The 19,877-nt window shown below is 72.5% G+C and carries 20 protein-coding genes, 1 pseudogene and 1 riboswitch; of the genes and pseudogenes, 12 read left to right on the forward strand and 9 right to left on the reverse strand.

The genetic code is table 11. From position 1 onward, the window contains the following. Window positions 1-149 precede the first annotated feature (149 nt). Window positions 150-1,037 carry a DUF4436 family protein gene (locus AB0D44_RS31965; protein ID WP_362597618.1) on the forward strand — a complete coding sequence of 296 codons (888 nt, stop codon included), beginning with the start codon at window positions 150-152 and terminating at the stop codon, window positions 1,035-1,037. 72 nt (window positions 1,038-1,109) lie between these two features. On the opposite strand, the gene AB0D44_RS31970 is transcribed toward AB0D44_RS31965, so the two are convergent. Further along, complete coding sequence (locus AB0D44_RS31970; RefSeq protein ID WP_362597621.1) at window positions 1,110-3,227, reverse strand: hypothetical protein; 2,118 nt, start codon at window positions 3,225-3,227, stop codon at window positions 1,110-1,112. An 84-nt stretch (window positions 3,228-3,311) separates the two neighbouring features. Next, window positions 3,312-4,085: a type 1 glutamine amidotransferase domain-containing protein gene (locus tag AB0D44_RS31975; RefSeq protein WP_362597624.1), complete on the reverse strand. Its 774-nt coding sequence runs from the start codon at window positions 4,083-4,085 to the stop codon at window positions 3,312-3,314. Window positions 4,086-4,355: 270 nt separating this feature from the next. Here AB0D44_RS31975 and AB0D44_RS31980 point away from each other — a divergent pair, with 270 nt between their 5' ends. From AB0D44_RS31980 to AB0D44_RS32000, 5 genes are all read left to right on the forward strand, one after another. After that, the gene (locus AB0D44_RS31980; protein ID WP_362597627.1) at window positions 4,356-5,381 is read left to right on the forward strand and encodes an AraC family transcriptional regulator ligand-binding domain-containing protein; all 1,026 of its coding nucleotides are present in this window, start codon (window positions 4,356-4,358) and stop codon (window positions 5,379-5,381) included. Between the two features lie 47 nt (window positions 5,382-5,428). Then, window positions 5,429-5,497, forward strand: a riboswitch (guanidine-III (ykkC-III) riboswitch). Window positions 5,498-5,572: 75 nt separating this feature from the next. Next, a complete protein-coding gene (locus AB0D44_RS31985) occupies window positions 5,573-6,088 on the forward strand; it encodes an Ohr family peroxiredoxin (RefSeq protein WP_362597630.1) in 516 nt (171 codons plus the stop codon). Next, complete coding sequence (locus AB0D44_RS31990; protein WP_362597633.1) at window positions 6,075-6,521, forward strand: hypothetical protein; 447 nt, start codon at window positions 6,075-6,077, stop codon at window positions 6,519-6,521. The genes AB0D44_RS31985 and AB0D44_RS31990 overlap by 14 nt, the downstream gene beginning before the upstream one ends. 117 nt (window positions 6,522-6,638) lie before the next feature. Next, window positions 6,639-6,929, forward strand: a complete 291-nt coding sequence (locus tag AB0D44_RS31995; RefSeq protein WP_362597635.1) for a hypothetical protein — start codon at window positions 6,639-6,641, stop codon at window positions 6,927-6,929. 610 nt (window positions 6,930-7,539) lie between these two features. Continuing rightward, window positions 7,540-8,040 carry a C40 family peptidase gene (locus tag AB0D44_RS32000; RefSeq protein WP_362597638.1) on the forward strand — a complete coding sequence of 167 codons (501 nt, stop codon included), beginning with the start codon at window positions 7,540-7,542 and terminating at the stop codon, window positions 8,038-8,040. A 140-nt stretch (window positions 8,041-8,180) separates the two neighbouring features. On the opposite strand, the gene AB0D44_RS32005 is transcribed toward AB0D44_RS32000, so the two are convergent. The 6 genes from AB0D44_RS32005 to AB0D44_RS32030 form a co-directional block, all read right to left on the reverse strand. Further along, the gene (locus AB0D44_RS32005; protein ID WP_362597641.1) at window positions 8,181-8,588 is read right to left on the reverse strand and encodes a DUF3662 domain-containing protein; all 408 of its coding nucleotides are present in this window, start codon (window positions 8,586-8,588) and stop codon (window positions 8,181-8,183) included. An 85-nt stretch (window positions 8,589-8,673) separates the two neighbouring features. Next, window positions 8,674-9,960 carry an NAD(P)/FAD-dependent oxidoreductase gene (locus AB0D44_RS32010; protein WP_362597644.1) on the reverse strand — a complete coding sequence of 429 codons (1,287 nt, stop codon included), beginning with the start codon at window positions 9,958-9,960 and terminating at the stop codon, window positions 8,674-8,676. 230 nt (window positions 9,961-10,190) lie between these two features. Beyond that, a complete protein-coding gene (locus AB0D44_RS32015; protein WP_362597647.1) occupies window positions 10,191-11,300 on the reverse strand; it encodes an aryl-sulfate sulfotransferase in 1,110 nt (369 codons plus the stop codon). Between the two features lie 31 nt (window positions 11,301-11,331). Next, entirely contained in the window at window positions 11,332-12,330 is a 999-nt protein-coding gene (locus tag AB0D44_RS32020) for an NrtA/SsuA/CpmA family ABC transporter substrate-binding protein (protein WP_362597649.1), read from the reverse strand. A gap of 36 nt (window positions 12,331-12,366) precedes the next feature. Next, window positions 12,367-13,083 (reverse strand): ABC transporter ATP-binding protein, encoded by a 717-nt coding sequence (locus tag AB0D44_RS32025; protein ID WP_362597652.1) that lies wholly within the window; start codon window positions 13,081-13,083, stop codon window positions 12,367-12,369. Beyond that, window positions 13,080-13,859: an ABC transporter permease subunit gene (locus AB0D44_RS32030; RefSeq protein WP_362597654.1), complete on the reverse strand. Its 780-nt coding sequence runs from the start codon at window positions 13,857-13,859 to the stop codon at window positions 13,080-13,082. The genes AB0D44_RS32025 and AB0D44_RS32030 overlap by 4 nt, the downstream gene beginning before the upstream one ends. A 136-nt stretch (window positions 13,860-13,995) precedes the next feature. Here AB0D44_RS32030 and AB0D44_RS32035 point away from each other — a divergent pair, with 136 nt between their 5' ends. Continuing rightward, window positions 13,996-14,565, forward strand: a complete 570-nt coding sequence (locus AB0D44_RS32035) for an XRE family transcriptional regulator (RefSeq protein ID WP_362597657.1) — start codon at window positions 13,996-13,998, stop codon at window positions 14,563-14,565. A 117-nt stretch (window positions 14,566-14,682) separates the two neighbouring features. Here the strand turns inward: AB0D44_RS32035 and AB0D44_RS32040 are convergent, their stop codons facing one another. Next, window positions 14,683-15,237, reverse strand: a complete 555-nt coding sequence (locus AB0D44_RS32040; protein ID WP_362597660.1) for a winged helix-turn-helix domain-containing protein — start codon at window positions 15,235-15,237, stop codon at window positions 14,683-14,685. A gap of 897 nt (window positions 15,238-16,134) precedes the next feature. On the opposite strand from AB0D44_RS32040, the gene AB0D44_RS32045 reads away from it, so the two are divergent. From AB0D44_RS32045 to AB0D44_RS32065, 5 genes and pseudogenes are all read left to right on the forward strand, one after another. Continuing rightward, a complete protein-coding gene (locus AB0D44_RS32045) occupies window positions 16,135-17,337 on the forward strand; it encodes an acyl-CoA dehydrogenase family protein (RefSeq protein WP_362597663.1) in 1,203 nt (400 codons plus the stop codon). 128 nt (window positions 17,338-17,465) lie between these two features. Then, window positions 17,466-17,924: an Rrf2 family transcriptional regulator gene (locus AB0D44_RS32050; RefSeq protein ID WP_362597666.1), complete on the forward strand. Its 459-nt coding sequence runs from the start codon at window positions 17,466-17,468 to the stop codon at window positions 17,922-17,924. Window positions 17,925-18,202: 278 nt separating this feature from the next. Further along, entirely contained in the window at window positions 18,203-18,274 is a 72-nt protein-coding gene (locus tag AB0D44_RS32055) for a putative leader peptide (protein ID WP_362306379.1), read from the forward strand. A 295-nt stretch (window positions 18,275-18,569) separates the two neighbouring features. Beyond that, window positions 18,570-19,676, forward strand: a complete 1,107-nt coding sequence (locus tag AB0D44_RS32060) for an aliphatic sulfonate ABC transporter substrate-binding protein (protein ID WP_362597669.1) — start codon at window positions 18,570-18,572, stop codon at window positions 19,674-19,676. Window positions 19,677-19,719: 43 nt separating this feature from the next. Then, window positions 19,720-19,877, forward strand: a pseudogene (locus AB0D44_RS32065) (ABC transporter ATP-binding protein); the annotation flags it as partial.

Raw genomic sequence — 19,877 nt, forward strand, 5'->3', positions numbered from 1 at the left:
GTGGCGCGCGCCCCGCCCCCGGGCCTGGGGGGGGGGCTGGTCCGCCCCCCCCCCGGGCCCCGGCGCACGCCCGGGGCGCCCCCCGCCACGCCCCCGGGCGGCCGCCCTTGTGACGATCCGTTCCCCTTCCCACCCCCGCCGGAGTCACCATGGCCCCACCCCCGGACCCACCTCCCCCGCGCCGCTCCCGGGCGTCGATCCTGCCGGTCCTGCTTCCCATCGCGGTCCTGATCGTGGTGGCGGTGGCCGTCGGTTCGTGGTTGCAGTTCACCGAGCGGCAGGCCCTCGACACGGTCCACACCGTGGGTTCCGCAGCCGCCGACCGGGTGGACGTGGAGGCCACCGTCCAACACGTCGACGCCGCGGCCAGAGAGCTGGTCCTGCGGGTCCGGGTCACCCCGCGCGGGACCCTCGGCGAGGCGGAGACGAACGCCCCGGTGGCCGATCTCAGTCTCCAGACCTCCGCCGCGACGCTCGGCGACCTGGCGTTCAAGGCCCACGAGCGGCTCACCACCAGGGACGTGCAGGTCGCCGTAGCGGAGGGATCGATCAGCGACTACCCGTTCGACACCTACGAGACCGACGTCGAATTCTGGGCGGTCCTGGGCGACAGAGAGGTACCGGTGCGGATGCTGTTCTCGAACAACGACACCCTCTTCTCGGTCGCCGCGACACCCACGGCGTCCCGGCAGGATGCCGTCCTGGGCCTGAAGCTGTCCCGATCGGGCAGCCTGCTCGTCTTCGCGGGTTTCATGATGGTCGTGCTGTGGGCGCTGGCGGCTTCCGTGCTCCTGGGCACCTGGTACCTGACGACGCGCGGCGAGGGCCTGGTCTGGCCCGCCCTCGCCTGGATGGCCGCCACCCTCTTCGCCCTCGCCGCGTTCCGCAACACCGCCCCCGGCACGCCCCCGATCGGCTGCGTGATCGACTGGTTCGCCTTCCTGTGGGCCGAGACCGTCATCGCCCTCTGCCTGATCGCCGTGGTCATCACCGGCGTCCGCACCGCCATTCGCGCGGCCGACACCCACCCCGCGTAGGCGTCTCGTTCGGATCCCGCCCGCGCAAGCGCGCCCCGGCGTCGCACGCGCCGGGGCGCCCTTGCGCCGCCGCTACGGTCCGGCCACGGGCATGACGTAGCCGAGCAGGCCCTCCTTCGTGTAAGGCCCCTCGCAGTCGGCCCGGTTGGAGACGAAGTGATCGAACACGGACGGTATGTAGCACCGGTAGAGGGGCACCGAGCCCGGCACCGCCCTGGTGTACACGTACCCGACCGCGCCGAGGGATTGCCGGCCCTCACAGCCCGGGTCGGCGGTCAGCAGCGAGTGGTCCGCGACCTTGCACTCGTAGAGCCGGACCGTGCCGGGCGCGGGCTCCCGCAGCACCTTCCAGACCGCCTCGTGGGTGAACCCGGCGGGCAGGGGGCGTGAGGAGGCCAGGTGCCCGGCGTGGGGGCGGTAGCCGCGGACCAGGGGTGCGTAGGGGGTGGTGTGGCCCCGGGCGTGCTCCCAGGTGCGCAGGTAGCCCTCGGCGCCCTGCATGAGCTCGTCCACCACGTCCTGGCCGCCGGTGACCCGGATGTCCTCGATCCAGTCCGGTACGAGGCCGTAGTGCGTGCCGCCGCCGTCGGTGTTGACGTCCCACACGCGCGAGCCGGTGACCTGGCGGTCGAGGACCGAGCCGCCGTCGGGGCTGCGGAAGGGGTAGCGGACGGGGTTCCCGGCGTCGGCCCGGGGGCCGGGGAGCCAGGCGAAGCCGTTCATGTCGGTGCCGATCCCGTAGCCGGCGCCGTACGTGGCGCGCAGGGCGGCGTGCCGGCGCGCTTCGGCGGTGAACGCGGGCGCCTCGTACATGTGGCCGGTGATGAAGCCGCCCAGGCGGTAGACCCGCTCGGTCCAGTTGTCGTCCATCCAGCCGTGGGTGGAGAGCACGCCGGAGTAGCGCTCGGATTCGAGCAAGTGCAGCGCCCGGTCGGCTGCCTTGACGCTCATGTGGTCGATCTCGAGCATCATGTTGCGCTTCGTCATGCCCAGCACCGCGTACTCCCCCAGCGCGGTCAGACCGCGGCGGTTGCACTGCGCCTGGAACGAGGGGTCGTACTGCGGCAGTTCGGTCCCCTGGGGGAGGGCGGCACGGATCCTCGCCTCCGCCTCGGCCGACGAGGTGCCGGGCTCCTCCGCCGCGTCGTGCTCGTGCGCCCCCTCGGCCGACACTCCTGCCACGAGTCCGAAGCCGATGGGGTTGTCGTGCTGGGGGCCGGCGCACGGTTCCGTGCTCCAGAACGTCCCGGTCGAGAGGAACTGGCCGACGTTGATGGCCATGCCCTGGGTGCCCGAGTCGAACCGCACTCCGCACAGGGCGTTGTCGAACTTGTGGCAGAGGAACATGCTGCGCACGCCGAGGCGGTGCAGCTCGTCCAGGCCGCGGTCGATGTCCGCCATGGTGCACTGTGCGCGATCGAGGACCTGCTTGCAGCCGAACGGTTCGGAGGTCTCGACCCCGAGGACGACCGCGAGCTTGCCCTCCTCGATCACCTTGCGCGCCTGGGCGGCCTCGGTGACGACCCGGAACCATCCCTTGCCGGGTCCGCCGTACAGGGAGTCGACGTAGTCCTGGAGTTCGTACGTCTTGTGGATCTGGAGCCTGATCGCGGTCATCTCGTCGCAGCCGCGGTCCTTGAAGAAGTAGAGCGAGCAGATGACCCCGTTGGTCACCATGTCGTTCACCAGGATCCGCTGACCGCCCCGCCAGGCCCGCTCCACCCAGGCGTAGTAGGTCTGCTGGTGGGTGGCGGAGTCGTGGGCGGGCCAGTCGCGGAACGTCGGCCAGCCGTTCGGGTCGTGCCTGCCGTCCCCGCCCTTGGTGATCATGTCGAAGAGGGCGAGGACGCCGTTCGGGTAGTGCTCCGGGCAGTCCTTGAGGGCGTCGGCCACCCCCGCCGCGGAAAAGGTCTTTCCGCAGACCAGCCGCCCTCCGAAGCCCTCGTTGGACATCAGGTGCACGTGCGCGTCGACGTATCCGCGGACCCGGCCCTGGGCGTCGGTCCCGGTGAACGGCTCCCCCGTGACGTTGACCTGCGAGTCGGGGGCCGGGCGGGCCACGGGCTCCCACCACCGGGGGCCCGCCGGGGCGCCGGCGGCGGCCGCGGGGCCGAGCAGCAGGGTGACCAGCGCGAGGACCAGGCCGAGTAACAAGTACCGGCTTCGCCCGAAGGCTCTTCGTCCATTCATCCCGATCCCTTTCTCGATGCGTTCATGACCGTGCACAAGACGGAGAGGGTCTTCGGTCGCCGGCCCGAGCGGTGCGAGCCGGTCTCAGCCGGACCGGGGCACCGCCCCCGCCGCATGGGCGCGCACCAGGGCCAGGTACTCCCCCGCCAGCCGGTGGCAGTCGCCGGGCCACCGCGCAGACACGTAGTTGCCGTCCGTCACGGTGAAACCGCGTCCGGGCCGGGCGGCGGTGTCGCGCAGCGGCAGCGGCGGCCCCGCGAGGAAGTGCCGCGGATCGGCGAGCGCCGCGGTCACCTCCTGCTGCACGGTGGTGCGGTACGTGCGGTAGTAGCGCCCGAGCCACCAGCGGGTGAGGTTCCACCCGGTCAGCTCCAGCAAGGAGGTCAAGGCCGTCGTCCGCCGGCCGTGGAGGACCGAGCGGCCGGTGGCGGGGTCCTTGGCCCGGGCGGCGAGCAGCACACCGTGGCAGACGGCCCCCACCGGCAGCCCCTGGAGGAAGATCCGGGCGAACAGCTGCTGGGCGGTGGCGTCCTCCAGCAGCGTCCGCATGCCCGCGGCGTGGCCACCGGGGACGAACAGGCCCGTCAGGGCGGCCGGATCGACGTCCGCGTAGGAGGAGGGGGCGAGGAAGGAGGGGTCCTGGGTGAGGCGCCGGTAGGCGGCCAGCTCGGCGCGGCGGGTCATCAGCCAGGGCGACAGCCAGGAGAAGCCGAGGTCCGTGAGTCGCGGGTCGGCGAGCGCGACCTTCCCGTCGGGGGTGGCGAACCGCACCTCGAAGCCGGCGTCCCGCAGCGCGGCCCAGGGCACCGCCGCCTCGGTCGGGTCGTAGTCGCCTGCGGGGAGCAGGAAGAGAATCACGGCGTACTCCTCTGAGCGGTGGCGATCAGGGCAGCACGCTTCCCCGGCGCTCCGGGCGCCCCTGATCCCCCGGTGTCCGAAGGCCGACCTTAGGAGCGGCCCGCGACCCCGTCATTCACTCGGGCGGCCAGGCCGTTGACTCCCGGACCCCCGGCCCCGGGCCCGCTTCCCGGCGGCCGGCTCCCGGACCCGTTTCCGGGCGGCCGGCTCCCGGCCGCCGCCCCGCCGACGGTGTTGACGCGGGTGGAGAGCCCGCATTGACTGGCGGCCGTGTCCACCACCGAGCCGCCCTCCGTCACCGCGTGCTACGCCCACGCCGTCCTGAGCGCCGCGGCGGAGGGCACCGGCTGGTCCGGGCCGTGGGCCCTGCCCACGGACCGGCTGGAGTTCGGCGAGATGCGCGCCCTGTGGGACGGGGTGCTCGGCGCCCGGGACGCCGGCCCCCACACCGGGCTCCTCGTGGGCGACCGCATCCGGCCCGAGGGCCTGCACATCCTGGGCCACCTCGTCCTCACGTGCGCCAGCCTCGCCGACGCCGCCCTGGCGGCCGAGCGCTACCACCCCCTGGTCAGCCAGGCGGGCACGGTGACACTCCAGCGCCGCAGCGACGTCAGCCGGATCTGCTACCGGCCGACCGTCGACCCGGCGGGCATGCACCCCCAGCAGGTGGAGGCGATCGTCAGCAGCATGGTGCGGGCCGCCCGGTGGATCGCCGGCGACGACTGGGCGCCCCTGGCCGTGTCGTTCGCCCACTCCCGGGCGGGCACGGCCGAACCGTACGCGCGCGTCCTCGGCTGCCGCGTCACCTTCGACGCCCCGGACACCGCGATCACGGTCGCCAACGAGGACCTCGACAGGCGCCGGCCCCTGTACGACCCGGCGCTCAACGCCCTCCACCGGGCCTATGCCGACCGGCTCCTGGAGCAGCTGTCCCCCGCCGCCACCACCGCCGAGCGCGTGCGGCAGTGGCTCGAGCACGCCGCGCTCGCCGACGCCGACCCCGAGGGCCCCGCCAGGGAACTCAACCTGAGCGTGCGGAGCCTGCGCAGGGCCCTGCACGCGGAGGGCACCTCGTGGCGCGCGCTCCTCGACGCCGCCCGCCACGGCCGGGCCAGGCTGCTGCTGGAGACCACGGCGCTGCCGCTGGACCGGATCGCGCCGCTCGTCGGCCTGAGCGGCGGGGCGGCCCTGGTCCGCGCCTTCACCCGGTGGGAGGGCATGCCTCCGGGGGCGTACCGCAGCCGGCACCGGCACCGGCACCGGTCCCCGGATAGCGGCCCGGCCGGCCGCGGGTGAGGAGCGTCACCGCCGCCCGGGCACCCCGGCGGCCGCCTCCGTTGCTAGATTGTCCGGCGGCCGACCCGAGGCCCCGGACGAGATGCGCCGTACCCGGTTACGCACGACGACGCGCGAGGTGCTGCACGAGCAGCGCCGTCCGCTGTCCGCACCCGGGCAGCGTCCTCGTCGACACAGATGGGCCGAACGCCATGGCCGTGCCACTCACCCGCAGCCTCTACCGGACGACCGCGCATGCCGCCGGGGGCCGTACCGGATCCGTCCGCACGGACGACGGGCGCCTGGACGTCCGCCTCGCCCCGCCGCGCAAGAAGGTGCCCGGCACCACCAACCCCGAGCAGCTGTTCGCAGCCGGTTTCGCCGCCTGCTTCACCTCCGCGCTCGCGGAGGTCGCCGCCGAATTCGGGGCGGACGCGTCCGCCGCCCGCGTGGCCTGCGAAGTGCAGCTCGGCACCACGGACACGCCCGCCGGTTACGGCCTCGCGGTGGGCCTGACCGTCAGCCTGCCCGGTTGGCGGGCGGCGGACCTCCAGCCGCTGCTGCACCGGGCGGACGCGGTCTGCCCTTACTCGCAGGCGGTACGCGGCAACGTACCGCTGACGCTCCTGGCCGTGGACGCCGTGGACGCCGCGGACCCCTTCGACGCCGTGGACGCCGCGGACCCCTTCGCCACCGCCGACGGCCCCGCCCCCGATGACCGGGCCTGAGTCCGGGGCCGCGCCGGCGGGCCGCGTCCGGGGCGTCCCGGTGCCCGAGCGCGGCGCCTGGCTGCGGCGCGGCATCAGCCGCAACGGCGGACCCCTGCTCGAGGACCGCGAAGTGGTGTGGCTACAGGCCGGCCGGTACTACGCCGACAGCCGGGGTTTCGCCGGGACGACCTCGTTCGACGGTTTCCAGGTGCACTTCCACCACCTCACGGGCGAGCCCGGCGAAGACGCCGGCACCTTCCGCCGGGAGGGCGCGAACCTCGTCGAGCGGGGCACCAACACGGACGGCAGCACCTTCCTGGAGGTCTGGACCCCGCTGTCCGGCGCCGACGGTGCCACCGGTTCCTGGTCCGGTCCGGACCACCACGTGGTCCGCGTCGGCCGGCACTTGGTGCACGTCGATTCCCGTGGGGGCACGTACTGGCGGCTGTGACCTCCCCTGCGGCGGTGGCGGGCCGAAAGGGGTCCGCAGGCCCGCCGCGGGCTGCGCGGGCGCGGGAGGGCCGACGCGTCCACACTGGGAGGACGACGAGCGGAGCAGGGAGGCCTGATGAGCTGGGCATCGTGGACCACGCTGGGGATCTTCGCCGGGCGGGACGGGGTGAAGACCGGGGAGTCGGGCCTCGTCCTCAACGGTGAGCTCGACATTCACACGACCTGGACCGAGATCGACGGTCTGGCGCACGTCACGGTGCAGTACAGCGGGGCGTCCGAATGGCTGCCCCTCGCCGGGAGCCCCGTCCCGTGCCCGAGCGAGGAGGCGAGCCGCGCCCTGCACGACGCGGTCATCCACGCCGTCCGCGCGGGATCGTCCCTCCCGCTGAGCTCGGGCCGTCCCTGATCTTGCCCATGGCCGCGTCGGCCCGGGCACGCCCGGCCGCACTTTCGATTGAACGCGTTCAGATCCAGAGCTGGGGCGGCCTGCACCGAGCGCCACGCCGGCGCTCCGGGGTGAGCCTCCGGTGCGCAGGGCGCATCGGCCGCGCCGTCATCGACCGCCCTGCGATGCCGGACCCAACAGCCCCCGGGCGAGCGCAACTTGGGGCAGGCGTTACGCGATCCACCCCAGGCCCGAACTGCCCATCCCGGCCGCGTCCTTGCCGGCGCCCATCGCCGCAGACTGCCGTGGCCGACGGAGCCGCGGAGGCCAGCCGCACCGGCCCCGAGACGTCGACGCGGGGCAGACGACCCCATCGCCCGCCGCTCGACGGCGACCCGCTGCGCGACACGCCGGTTTTGGCGGCGCCCGCACGCCCCGATGGGGACGATCCCGCAGCCCAAGGGGCTGAAGGACCCGACGCCGTTACCCAACCGAGACTTTAAACTGCATAAAAGCGTGACGAATCGGACTTCTTGAGGAAGACTGGGCGGCCGTCGAGAGCAAAGAGCATCTCGTCGGGGCCAGTTCCCCGGCGTGAGGCTGTTCCTGCATCGCGTGCGGAGGTTTCACGATGGCCTACAGCCGAACGGACAAGTCCAGTTATCCAGACGATCCCCGGCCCCCGTCCCCCTCTCCCCGTACCCTCACCTCTTCCCTTCTCACCCTCCTCCTGGCCGTCTCCACCTTGGCCGGCAGCACCACCTCGGCCGACGCGGCCGTACCTTACGGCGTAAAGGCCATGGCGGTGGCGGCCTCCAAACGGGGGGCTCCGTACGCCTACGGCGCCACGGGGCCCAAACGTTTCGACTGCTCCGGCCTCACGCTCTACGCCTTCCGCAAGGCCGGCCGACGGCTTCCGCGCACGGCCGACCAGCAGTACGAGCAGACACGCCACATCCCGCCGGTGCAGCGCGCCCCCGGCGACCTGGTGTTCTTCCCCAGAGGGTCGACCATGGGCCACGTCGGCATCTACGCCGGACGCGACAAGATCTGGCACGCCCCCCGACCCGGCGGCCGCGTGCGGCTGGAGCAGATCTGGAGCGGCAACGTCCGTTACGGGCGTGCCACCTGAGCACCTCCCGGCCACCCGGCAGGGCGCTCGACGCCCGCACGACGCGGCCGCCACGGGACCCCGTACCGACCGGGCAGGGCAGGACCGGGATACGGCGAACGGACCGGCAGGCCGGGCCATTTCGGGACGAGGCCGCCGGATCAGGCGTCCGGACCGCCCAGCGGCTCGGAGGTGATGTGCGCCATGGGAGCACAGCGGACCTGGTAGCGGCCGTTGGGGACGTCTTCCACCTCGGCGAGCTGCACGGTGAGCAGCCCGGCCCATTCATAGCCCTCGCGCTCGCCGTGGCGCGCCAGCCGGTCGGTCAGCTCCTGCCCTACGACCGAGAGGTGCGGGGCGATTTCCGCGTACACCTGCCGGGGCAGCTCGACGGTGTACACGTTCGGCGCCAACGTGCGGTGGGGGCTGCACACGACGGCCTGGTCGTCGCTCGTCCGGAGCAGCGCCTCGACCACCTCCCCCTCCGCCGTCTCGCCGCCGAACAGCTTCTCCGCCACTGCCTGTTCGGCCCGCTCGATCGCCCGTTCCCAGCTCTTCAGTGTGCCCATGCACCGCGCTTGCCCTGGTTCCGCGACGTCACGCGCCCGCGGGCGGCGGCCGCCCGCGACGGCATCGACCAGCGGGAAGGCGATGTCACCGCCCGGTGGGTGACAGATCAGCTGGTCGCGCGGCCGGTTTCCGGCGGTGCCTGATGTTGACGGCCGAAGCCCTGGCCACTGCCAGGGGGTTCAAGAAGCGCAGCGGACCGATGAGGCGGGAGGCGAACAGATGCATGTGCCGCGCCAGCGAGGCGTCGCGCGCCGCGGCCGAGAACATCAGCCGCTCCAGGGGGTTGAACGGGCGGCCCTTGGCGAAGTCGGCGGCCAGGTACTGGTGACCGCTCAGCCGCCGCCGGTGTCTGCGGGCGTACGCCACGAGCGCCGCGTCGAGGTCGCCCCGGCCGGTTGCGGCCGCGGCGACGGCCTCTGCCAGCCAGTGTGCGGACTGCAGGGCCCACCCGCATCCCACTCCCCACAGCGGGTCGCCGGTCAGGGCGGCGTCGCCGATGAACGCGACGCCCGGTGCGGTCGGTTTGCGGGTGTGCAGCGGATGGTTGACGGTGCCGATGATCTTCGTGATGCGCTCGGCGGAGTCGATGGGCGGTGCTTCGGGCAGGGCGCGGACGTATGCGAGGAAGCTGCCCTCCAGGTCCTCCCGGAAGGCGGGCAGCCGCTTCTTGTCCGGGAGCACCGCAAGGACCGTCACCCCGTCGTCGTTGGGGAACGCGTACGCCATGTCGGGTTCGAGGAACCAGGCTTGACCGATGCCGCCGTGCAGCGGAAGGTTGCGGAAGTGCGCGAGGTACCCGAACCGCGCGTTCTCGTACTGCCGGGCGGGCACCCCGGCCAACCCGGCCACGGCCGAGTCCTTGCCGTCGGCGCCGACCACCAGGCGGGCCCGGATCGCGCGCTCGCCATGGGGCGTCGAGGCCCGCACCCCCGCGGTGCGGCCGGCTTCCCTCACCAGCCCGGTCACCTGGTGGCCGAGGAGCAGGTCGACGCCCGGGGTCTGCGCCGCACGGGACCTGATCAACGGGTCGAGGGTGCTGCGCCGGACGTTGTACGCGTACGGCAGCTCGGGGCCGCCCAGCGCGGCCCTCGGCTCGATCCATCCCCAACGGGTGTACCAGCGGGCCTCGTTGCGGACGGCGCCCGCCTTCTCGAGAGCGGGGATCAGGCCCAGTTCGTCCAGCACCGGGTGGGCGTTGGCCGTGATGGAGTGGGTGCACAGCACCTTGTACGCCTCGGGGTCCGAACGGCGTTCCAGCAGGGCGACGCGGACTCCGCGTCGAGCGAGCAGGATCGCCGCGGCGCTGCCGGCGAGGCCGGCCCCGCTGATGACGACGTCGTAGTCGTATCCCGTGCTCTCAGGCTTGGTCATGCGCTGATCGCTCCCTTCAGGGTGTGATGCCCTTCGTACGGGTGGTGCAGCACCACACCTGTCAGGCACATGACCAAGTGTAGAGAACCGGGAATCGGGTGACGTGTGATCAGGCTGCGGCGGCTGCCGGGGAGGCGGTCCCGCTCAGAGCACGGTCACCCGGGCCAGGGCCCAGGAGGTGTGGTCGAACGCCGTGACGGCGTTGGCGTCCGAACGAGATGGACCGTCGTTCACAACCAGGGAAGCTGATCGGCGGAGTAACGGTAGGCGCGGAAGACGGAGTTCTGGGCGCCGACCGAGGACTCCAGCCCCACCCCCTCGCCGAAGGACCGGAACTGCGGGACCACGAACTCCCACACCACCTCCCCGTCCGGGGTCACCTCGAAGAGCCGGCCGAAGGAGCCCTCGGCGATGAAGGTGTTGCCGTTGGGAAGCCGCTGCGCGCTGGACATGTACGGGCTGTAGAAGTTCTGCGGCGGGTTGTCCTCGTACGACCACACCTCCTTGCCCGTGCGCGGGTCGAGCTCCAGCACGCGCGAGTAGGGCACGGACGTGGTGTCGCGGTAGGTGCCGTTGTCGAAGACCAGGATGTTCCCGCCCGCCAGCTCGTGCGGATGGTGCTGTTGCGCCAGCACGTCGGGGCCGATGTGCCACAGCACGGACCCGTCGGCGCGGTCGACGGCCACCGTGGAGGAGGCGCTGCGGAAGCCCAGCACGATCGAGCCGTCGGCGCGTTCGTTGACCGTGTTGGCCATGGGCCAGTGCTCGCGGGCGAAGTGGGGGTTGAGCGGGAACTCCTCGGGGTCGAGGTGCTCGATGGCGGCCCACCGCCACAGCTCCTCGCCGTCCCAGGTCAGTTCGTACACCACGTCCCCGTAGATCACCCCGCCCGGGGCTTCGGATCCGGGGATGCCGCCCCGGATGCGGGCCGCGTCGGCCGGGTCCAGCGGTTCGACGACGGTGATGATGAGGTTGCCGTTGCGCAGGACCGAGGCGTCGTGGTGGTGGAAGGGGTGGCGGACCTCGCGGATCACCGTGGAGTCGGGGGCCAGCTCCTGGAAGATGCCGCCGTGGTAGACGTCCCAGATGGGGAAGAGGGTCGGGCTGCTGGTGTCCTTGGCCGCGTAGAAGAGGTTCCCGCCGGGGAGGAGCTGCGCGTGGCGGCCGGGCGGGTGCGGGGAGTTCCAGGTGTGGACGGGCCGCCCGTGGATGTCGACGAGGTGGATCTCGCCGGCGCTGGTGATGGGCGTATAGAGGGTGTAGCCACCGTAACTGCGGGCGGGGTCATGGGCGATCAGGCCGACGCCGCGGCGGCGCAGGGTGTTCTGGTCGACGGTCATGGGGATCTCCTGGGTGGGGTGAGGGTGTGGCTCAGCGGACCGTGACGGCGGACGGGTCGACGGCCGTCAGGGGCTCGGGGTGCAGATGCCGCAGCAGCGCGGCGCGGTCGGCGGAGCCCGGCAGGCTCTGGGCGGTCTTCGCCCAGGCGGCCTCGTGCTCGAGTTGGGCGAGCAGTTCGGGCGAGAGGGTCGCGCCGTAGGCGTAACGGGGCTGGAAAGCGTCCACGTAGCCGGCTTGGAGCGCGCCCTTGGACTGGGCGAGTACGGCCTTGCGCGCGGCGGGCGGGTCGGCGGCGATCTCGCGCTGGGCCTTCAGCAGTGCCCGCAGGACGGCCGTGGTGGTCTCCTCGGTCGCCTTCGGGCCGGCGACGAGCAGGGTCCGGGCCGTGTAACCGGAGAAGGGCAGCTCGGCGTAGCGGTCCCCCAGTGTGGTCCGGGCGGCATCGTAGAAGCTGGGGAAGGTGACCCCGGCGTCGATGTCCCCTCGGGCCAGGGCCGAAGTGACCTGGTTCGGGGCGAGGTTCACCACGGTCACGTCCGCGGCCGTCAGCTGTTCGGAGGCGAGCATCCGCGACAGGGCGTACTCGACGTTCGTCCCCTGCGGGACTCCGACCTTGCGGCCCTTCAGCGCGGTGAAACCGGTGATCTGCCGGTCGGTCCGGGTCAGCAGGCGCCAGTCGGAGAACCGGGACAGGTCGGCGACGATCCGCAGCTCGCGCCCGCCGAGCGCGGCCGTGACCGCGGGCAGGTCTCCCACGACGCCGAGCTGCGCCTGACCGCCGAGCACGGCGTTCAGCGCGTCGCGTCCCGTGGGCTGGGTGGTCACGGTGGCGTCGATGCCCTCGGCGGACCACAGCCCGCGCTCCTCGGCCACGTAGACGGGGGCCCCGCCGAGGTGGTCGCTGGCGGCGAGGGAGACGGCGGGACGGGCGCCGCCGCCCGCGGGGCGGGAGCCGGCGGCGCAGGCCGAGGTGAGTGCGCAGAGCAGGGCCGCCGTCAGGAGGGCGGCCACTGCGCGAGCTCTGGGCATGGGGAAGTCCTTACCTGGGGGTGGAGTGGATGGGTTTCAGTCGGAGCCGAGGTGGCGTGCGATCAGCGAGCGCAGGTCCGGGTCGGGTGGCCCGGCGGGGACGACGTGGTCGGCCAGCACCCGCCCGGGCGTCCCGCCGAGGACGATGACCCGTTCGGCGAGGGCCAGCGCCTCGTCGATGTCGTGCGTGACGAACAGGACGGTGGTCCCGCGGCGCTGCCACAGCTCCCGCAGCAGGGCCTGCATCCTGGTCCTGGTCAGAGCGTCCAGCGCTCCGAACGGCTCGTCCAACAGCAGCACTTCGGGTTCCGCGGCCAGCGCCCTGGCCAGTGCCACGCGTTGCTGCATGCCGCCGGACAGCTGGGCGGGGTACTTCTCGGCGCCGTCCGCCAGCCCCACCTCGGCCAGTGCCGCGAGGGCGCGGCGGCGGCGCTCGGGACGCGGCAGGCCGAGCCGCTTGAGCGCGAACTCGACGTTGCCGCGGGCGGTGCGCCAGGGGAAGAGCGCGTAGTGCTGGAAGACCACGCCCCGTTCCGGGCCGGGGCCCCGCACCGGGGCGGAACCCGCCGTCACCCGCCCTTCGGTGGGCCGCACGAACCCGGCCACCAGGTTGAGGAGCGTCGACTTGCCGCACCCGCTGGGCCCCAGCAGCGCCGTGAACGAGCCCGCGGGAAGCTCCAGATCGGTGCGCTCCAGAACCGGGGCGGTCCCGTAGTGGACCGACAGCCCCTCCAGTCGTACTCCCCGGCTCATGAGGCGCTCCAGTGCACGAACCGGCGGCCGACCGCGGCCAGTACGAGGTCCACGGCCACGCCGAGCAGTCCGAGTACGAGCAGCCCCGCGAACATCCGGTCCACGCGCAGGAACTGGCCGTCCACCTGGAGCCGGTACGCCAGCCCGCTGTCCGCGCCGCCCAGTTCCGCCGCCACCAGGGCGAGCAGGGCCACCGAGGCCCCGTACCGCAACGCGGCGAGCAACGCGGGCGCGGCGGCGGGCAGCAGGACCTCGGTGAACCGCCGGTGCAGGGGCGCCCCCAGCGACCGGGCCGCCCGCAGGTGGGACACCGGTACCCGGGACACCCCGTCGTGGACGTACAGCCAGACGGCGAGCAGCACGGCGTACGCGATGAGCAGGCGCTTGGCGGTCTCCCCGATGCCGAACCAGGCGGTCGCGAGCGGGACCAGCGCGATGGCGGGGATCGGGCGCAGGAAGGAGACCACCGGCGTGACGGCGGCGGACAGTCGCGGCAGGTAGCCGGTGGCGAAACCCAGCGCGCTGCCGACCAGTGCGCCCAGCGCGAAACCCTGACCGGCACGGGCCAGGCTGGCGCCGAGATCGGCGGCCAGGAGGCCACTGCGGGCGCTGTCCGTGAGCGCGGCCGCGGTCTCACCGGGCGTGGGCAGCAGTCCCGGGGCCACCGCCCCGGACCACGCGAGCAGGTACCACAGGGTGAGTACGGCACCTGCCGCGCCCAGAGCCGGGCCGAGCCCGCCGAGGGCCCGGCCGGGCGGTGAGGGGGTGGCGTGCACGGGGCGGCTCCTCGTTCGGTTCCTCGTCGATAAGTGAGGTCAATAATTGACCACGTTTATGACGGGAGTGTTGCCGCAGTGCGAAACCTCGTGAGAGCCCCCGGCCCTTGATCGGCGATGCGGTACGTTCACTTGCGTGTCTCGACCCGAACCCACGCCCGAGGCGATCGAGGTCGGACGGGTGATCCGGAGCTGCCGCAAACAGCACGGCGTCTCCATGGCCGTCCTCGCCACCCGTTCGGGCCTCTCGCAGCCCTTCCTCAGCCAGCTCGAACGCGGCCTCGCCACCCCCAGCCTCAGTTCGATCTACCGGATCGCCGAAGCCCTGGACGTCACCCCGGGCACCTTCCTGCGCCCGCCCGCCCGGCCGGGCGCGGTCAGCCACGAGAGCGACCCCCAGGTGATCCGCGTGAACGAGGCCGCGGGACAGGTCGCCCAGGTGCTCATCCCCGGCGGGCGCAGCGCGCTGATGGAGGCCTACGAGCACCACTTCGAGCCCGGCCAGGGCGAACGCGGCTGGTTCGAGCACCCAGGTGAGGACTTCCTCTACGTACTGGAGGGCGAGATCGTGCTCGAGGTCGAGGGCGAGGAACCACTGACCCTGCGCGCCGGCCAGAGCGCCCACCACCGGGGCGAAGTCCCCCACCGCTGCCGCCTGGAGGGCCCGGCCGGCGCCCGCACCCTGCTGGTCATCGCGAACGCGTAGGCCGCGGGTCCTGGGGCTGTACGCAGCGGGGGAAGACTCCCGGGGACACCGTCCCGGCACGGCTTCGGGGCTGACCCCGCCGGCGACGGGCGAGGGGCACGGCCTGCGCAGCCCGGACTACGGGCGGTCGGGCACGTACTTGTAGCCGACGCGCCGCACGGTGGAGATGCGGTTGCGGTGGGCGGGGCCGAGCTTGCGGCGCAGTCGGGCCACGTGGACGTCGACGGTTCTGCCGTCGCCGATGTGCCCATAACCCCAGATGCCGGAGATGAGGGCGTCACGGGAGTGCACCGTGTACGGATGGCTCACGAGGTGGTCCAGGAGGTCGAACTCCAGGTAGGTGAGATCCAGTTCGCGCCCGTCGACCTCGGCCAGCCGACGGGCCCGATCGACCCGGATGGCGTCGTCGGAGTGGACGGTTTCGAGGCTCGGGGCCTGTTCCGGCCAAGGAGTCGGAACCGTCCGGGGATCGAGGGTGTGGATCTCCGGCGTGACGCCGTGCGCCTCCATCAGCGCCACCGGGTCGACGTTCGCCGGCAGGAACACGAGGTAGCCGACGCGGCCGCTCGTCCCGCCGACGGGAACGACGGGCGGGCCGTCGCCGACCAGTTGGAGGCGGGGGCCGGGGCCCGGGTCACGGCGGGGGGCGGTTGCAGGAAGTGCGGTGGTCACGATGAGCCCCTTCGGCTTCTTGGAGTGAGGTAGGGATGCCGGGTTTGGGCCACGACAGGGCGGGGGTCTCCGTGACGGGTTCGACCGACCGGGAAGAGTCGGCGCGCCGCACGCCGGACGGACCCGCACGGCCCGGAGGGCGGGGGTCTGTGAACGAGCGGGACGTACAGGAGAAGCGGCGACCGGAACTCGGCGCGCGTCGAGAATGCCCTGGCGAAGAGGCCCTAGAAGGGTCGGCAGACGGCGCTGGCGACGAGACGGAAGTCAACGTACCGGCGGCGTACGAGCATCGGCTGCGAGGGGGACATGGTCACATCGTGAGGCGCGCGGGGGCACACGTCAACAGTTCCCTACTGATTCCATAGGAAATGGCTGACGCAGTGTAGGGCGCACGATCGGCGAACCCCCCTCGCGCGAACTCCTCCCGCCCGCCAGCCCCTGACGGACACCCTGCTGCGGCCCCCATCCCCTCTCAGGCCGACCCCCGGCAGAGCCGCCCGACGTGCATCGTCTTTCATTCCAAGACCGACCTGTCCGCCATTCGGTCAGACTCTTGCCGGGAAGGCTTCGGACGGTCCACTATCCCTATCAATCCGATGGGAAAGGTGGGGATCCGGTGAAGTGCGGTCCGCCGAGACGCTGATGGTGCCGGACGCCGCTCCCGCGAGACCCCGGCCGACACCTGCGCGACGTACGAGCCGGAGCGCGCCGAAACATCCCGGCACCCGCCCTGCCCGCTCACCGCGCGACTTTCCTGCCGCCCACCTTCCCGCGACCGGCCGACGCCGCCCCACCACGTTCCGGAGTAGCCGACATGACCCACGCCAGCCCCCATGGCACCGCCGTCCGACCAGCCCCCGCGCCCCACAGCGGCACCCGGGCCCGTCGGTGACGCCGATGCCGACGACACCGAGCACCACCGTCCACCGACCCGCCGACGTGCAGCGCCGGGCGCTCCTGCGCACCGCCCGCGATGTGGCGGAGGACCTCGCCTCGGACGCCATCGCCCGCGACCAGGCGGGCGAGCCGCCGATCGACGAGACGGCCCGGCTGCGCGAAGCCGGCCTGCTCGCAGCCCTCACCCCGCCCCGGGCGGGGGGCGGGGCGGACTGGGGTACCGGATGCACCGTCATACGGGAGGTCGCCGCGGCGGACAGCTCCATCGGCGACGTGCTCGCCCGCCACTACGTACACACGTGGAGCGGACGTTTCTACGCGAGTCACCCCCGCGCGACCGCCCTCGAAGAGGAGTCCGTCCGCGAGCAGTGGCTGTGGACCGGCGCGGTCCGCACTCCCCCACCCCCCGACGACGCCGAGGGACCGGACCTCACCCTGAGGCCGCGCAACACCGGCTACGTCCTGGACGGCTACCGGACCGTGGACACGGGGGCGACCGTCGCCGACCAGATCGTGCTGGACGCCGTCTGCACCGCAACCGGTGAGGCCCTGGTCGTACGGGTACCGCCCGGCACGCGGGGCGTGACCGTCGAACCCGCCCGCGACCGCCTCGGGCAGCGCGTCGCCGGCGCGGGCGAGGTGTACTTCGACCGGGTCGCGGTGGTGCCCGGGCAGGTGCTGGGCCGCCGGCCGCACGACGAGGAGTCGACCGCGCCCTTCACCGCGCTCGCGGAGCCGGCCCTCCGGCTCGCCCTGTGCCACGTAGGTCTCGGTATCGCCGAGGGCGCCCTCACCGAGGTGCGCGACCTCAGCAGGGGCGGCCGCGCACACCGGCTGCCCGGTGAGGATCCGGACCTCTTGCTGACGTACGGCGAGCTCGCCTCTGCCGTACAGACGGCCACCGCCGTCGTCGACCGGGCGACGGAGCTGATGGCGCGGGCCCTCGACACGGGCGCGCACCTCGATCCCGAGGAACCGGCGGGTGTCGCCGCCCTGGTCGCCACGGCCGAGACGGTGACCTCGAAGGCCGCCCTGCACATCACCGCCCGGGTCCTGGAACTCGCCGATGCCCCCGGCCTGGACCGCTTCTGGCGCAACGCCCGCGTCCTGACGGCCCACCGCCCCGCCGCGCACCGCCTGCGCTCCATCGGTGAGCACTACCTCAACGCCTCCCCCCGCCCGGTGGCGGCTGTCTTCCACTGAGTCGGGGCCCCGCCCAGCATGCGGACCCGCGACCTGAGCCCCTCGGCTTCCGGCACGAGAACCCGTCCGGCAGCCGAGGGGCCCACCCGTGGCCGACGCCGGCCCGAGCCGTACGGGATAATGTCCGTATGCGGATCTCAGCCAGAGCGGACTATGCGGTACGTGCCGCGCTGCAGCTTGCCGCGGCCCAGGATGACGGGCCCCTGAAGGCCGAAGCCATCGCCGAGGCGCAGGACATTCCGCACAAGTTCCTCGAAGGCATCCTGAACGACATGCGCCGCGGCGGTCTGGTGCTCAGCCAGCGCGGCGGCAACGGCGGCTACCGGCTGGCCAAGCCGGCCGGGTCCATCAGCGTCGCGGACGTCATCCGCGTCGTGGACGGACCGCTCGTCTCGGTGCGCGGGGTGCGCCCGCCGGACCTGTCCTACACCGGCCCCGCCCAGTCGCTCCTCCCCCTGTGGATCGCCCTGCGGGCCAATGTGCGCGAGATCCTCGACGGGGTGACCCTCGCCGACGTCGCGGCGGCCGACCTGCCCGCCGACGTGTCCGCGCTGACCGACACCCCCGGCGCCTGGACCAATCCCTGACCCGCGGTCCGCTGGCGTGTGGTCCGCTGACCCGCGGTCCGCTGACCCCTGGTCACTGACCCCTGCCGCCGACCCCAGACCGCCGACCCCCGGTTTCCGGCCACGGTCAGCCTCAGCCCCTCACCCACCTGCGCGTTCTCGCATCGCGAGATCTCTTCGTCCATCATGTGGACTGCCTCTTGGGGCCGGTCTCCCTGTCTGCCAATATGCCTACCAACCAGGTGGGAAAACTAGGAATCAGTGAGGTGGCCATGCGAACCCTGCACCGTGCCGGCCGAATGCTGCCCCTGACCTCCCGCCGGCACATCGACCTGGTCCGTACGTCCAGCGCCATCTGTCAGCCTGCCTGACCTGCCCGGAGGGCCCGCCTCCGCGCACTGAGCCCTGCTGTTGCTCCGTGCCGCCCCGCTCTCCGTCGGCCGGACGCGCCCCTTGGCCGACCCCACCGCCCTCGTGCCGTCGAGCACGCCGGGCGACGTACGAGCGCACGTCCCGCCCCGGCGCCCGGGCCTCCATCCGATTCCCAGCCTGCGAACGCGGTCCCGCCACCAACGGCCGGGAGGGGATGCCGTGGTGCGCCGACGGCTGTGCACCGCCTGTCTCCGTAGAACCTCCCCACACACCTTCCCTGGAAAGGACACCTCCGTGTCTGCCGCAAGACCGCTCACCACCCTGCGCGCCCTCACCCTCGCCGCGGCGCTCCCCCTGCTGCTCACCGCCTGCGGCTACGGATCCGAGGCGAAGAAGGAAGACGACAAGGCCGATGTCGCCGGGAGCAGCAAGAAGCTGTCGGCCGCCGAGGTCCGCATCGGGTACTTCCCGAACCTGACCCACGCCACCGCTCTGGTCGGTCTGCAGGAGGGCCTGATCGCCAAGGAGCTGGGCAGCACCGCGATCAAGCCGCAGGCCTTCAACGCCGGTCCGTCCGAGATCGAGGCCCTCAACGGCGGTTCCCTCGACATCGGTTTCATCGGCCCCTCGCCGGCGATCAACGGCTACGTCAAGTCCAAGGGCTCCAACCTGCGGATCATCTCCGGCTCCGCCTCCGGCGGCGTGAAGCTGGTCGTGAACCCGGACAAGATCAAGACCCTGGACGACATCAAGGGCAAGAAGATCGCCACCCCGCAGAAGGGCAACACCCAGGACGTCGCGTTCCTCAACTGGATCGCGGAAAAGGGCTGGAAGGTCGACCCGGAGTCCGGCAAGGGCGACGTCTCGGTGGTGCGCACGGAGAACAAGGTGACCCCCGACGCGTTCAAGCAGGGCTCGATCGACGGTGCCTGGGTGCCGGAGCCCACCGCCTCCAAGCTGGTCTCCGACGGCGGTTCGGTCCTCCTCGACGAGACGACGCTGTGGCCCGACAAGAAGTTCGTCATCACGAACGTCATCGTGTCGCAGAAGTTCCTCAAGGAGCACCCGGACGTCGTCGAGGCGGTCCTCGCGGGCACGGTGAAGACCAACGAGTGGATCAACGCCAACCCGGACAAGGCCAAGGCCTCCGCGAACGCGAAGCTGGCGGCCGAGGGCGGCAAGCCGCTGGACGCGAAGGTCATCGACCCGGCGTGGCCGAGCATCGCGATCACCGACGACCCGCTGGCCGCGACGCTGAAGACGCAGGCCGACTACGCGGTCAAGGCGGGGCTCATCGAGCAGCCCGACCTGAGCGGCATTTACGACCTGACGCTCCTGAACAAGGTCCTGGCGGCCGCCGGGAAGCCCGCCGTCTCCGACGCCGGTCTCGGCGCGAAGTAAGTCCCGCTCGACGCAAATACCGCAACCCCAGGAGGTGACGACCATGGCCACGACGTTCGCCAAGGCTGCCGAGGGCACCGTAGCGGAACGGACGCACGCCGCTCGGATCGAGCACGTCTCGAAGTCCTTCTCCGGCCCGGCCGGATCGCAGCTCGTCCTGGACGACATCAGCCTCGATGTCGCTCCCGGAGAGTTCGTCAC

Origin of the sequence: Streptomyces sp. NPDC048349 (assembly GCF_040651925.1) — a bacterium.
Classification (GTDB): Bacteria; Actinomycetota; Actinomycetes; order Streptomycetales; family Streptomycetaceae; genus Streptomyces.

Bases quoted from the DNA above. Each gene is read 5' to 3' on its own strand.
- AB0D44_RS31965 (WP_362597618.1), top strand. From the start codon at position 150: ATGGCCCCACCCCCGGACCCACCTCCCCCGCGCCGCTCCCGGGCGTCG.
- AB0D44_RS31970 (WP_362597621.1), bottom strand. From the start codon at position 3,227: ATGAATGGACGAAGAGCCTTCGGGCGAAGCCGGTACTTGTTACTCGGC.
- AB0D44_RS31985 (WP_362597630.1), top strand. From the start codon at position 5,573: ATGGCCGTGCCACTCACCCGCAGCCTCTACCGGACGACCGCGCATGCC.
- AB0D44_RS31990 (WP_362597633.1), top strand. From the start codon at position 6,075: ATGACCGGGCCTGAGTCCGGGGCCGCGCCGGCGGGCCGCGTCCGGGGC.
- AB0D44_RS31995 (WP_362597635.1), top strand. From the start codon at position 6,639: ATGAGCTGGGCATCGTGGACCACGCTGGGGATCTTCGCCGGGCGGGAC.
- AB0D44_RS32000 (WP_362597638.1), top strand. From the start codon at position 7,540: ATGGCCTACAGCCGAACGGACAAGTCCAGTTATCCAGACGATCCCCGG.
- AB0D44_RS32005 (WP_362597641.1), bottom strand. From the start codon at position 8,588: ATGGGCACACTGAAGAGCTGGGAACGGGCGATCGAGCGGGCCGAACAG.
- AB0D44_RS32010 (WP_362597644.1), bottom strand. From the start codon at position 9,960: ATGACCAAGCCTGAGAGCACGGGATACGACTACGACGTCGTCATCAGC.
- AB0D44_RS32015 (WP_362597647.1), bottom strand. From the start codon at position 11,300: ATGACCGTCGACCAGAACACCCTGCGCCGCCGCGGCGTCGGCCTGATC.
- AB0D44_RS32020 (WP_362597649.1), bottom strand. From the start codon at position 12,330: ATGCCCAGAGCTCGCGCAGTGGCCGCCCTCCTGACGGCGGCCCTGCTC.
- AB0D44_RS32025 (WP_362597652.1), bottom strand. From the start codon at position 13,083: ATGAGCCGGGGAGTACGACTGGAGGGGCTGTCGGTCCACTACGGGACC.
- AB0D44_RS32045 (WP_362597663.1), top strand. From the start codon at position 16,135: ATGCCGACGACACCGAGCACCACCGTCCACCGACCCGCCGACGTGCAG.
- AB0D44_RS32050 (WP_362597666.1), top strand. From the start codon at position 17,466: ATGCGGATCTCAGCCAGAGCGGACTATGCGGTACGTGCCGCGCTGCAG.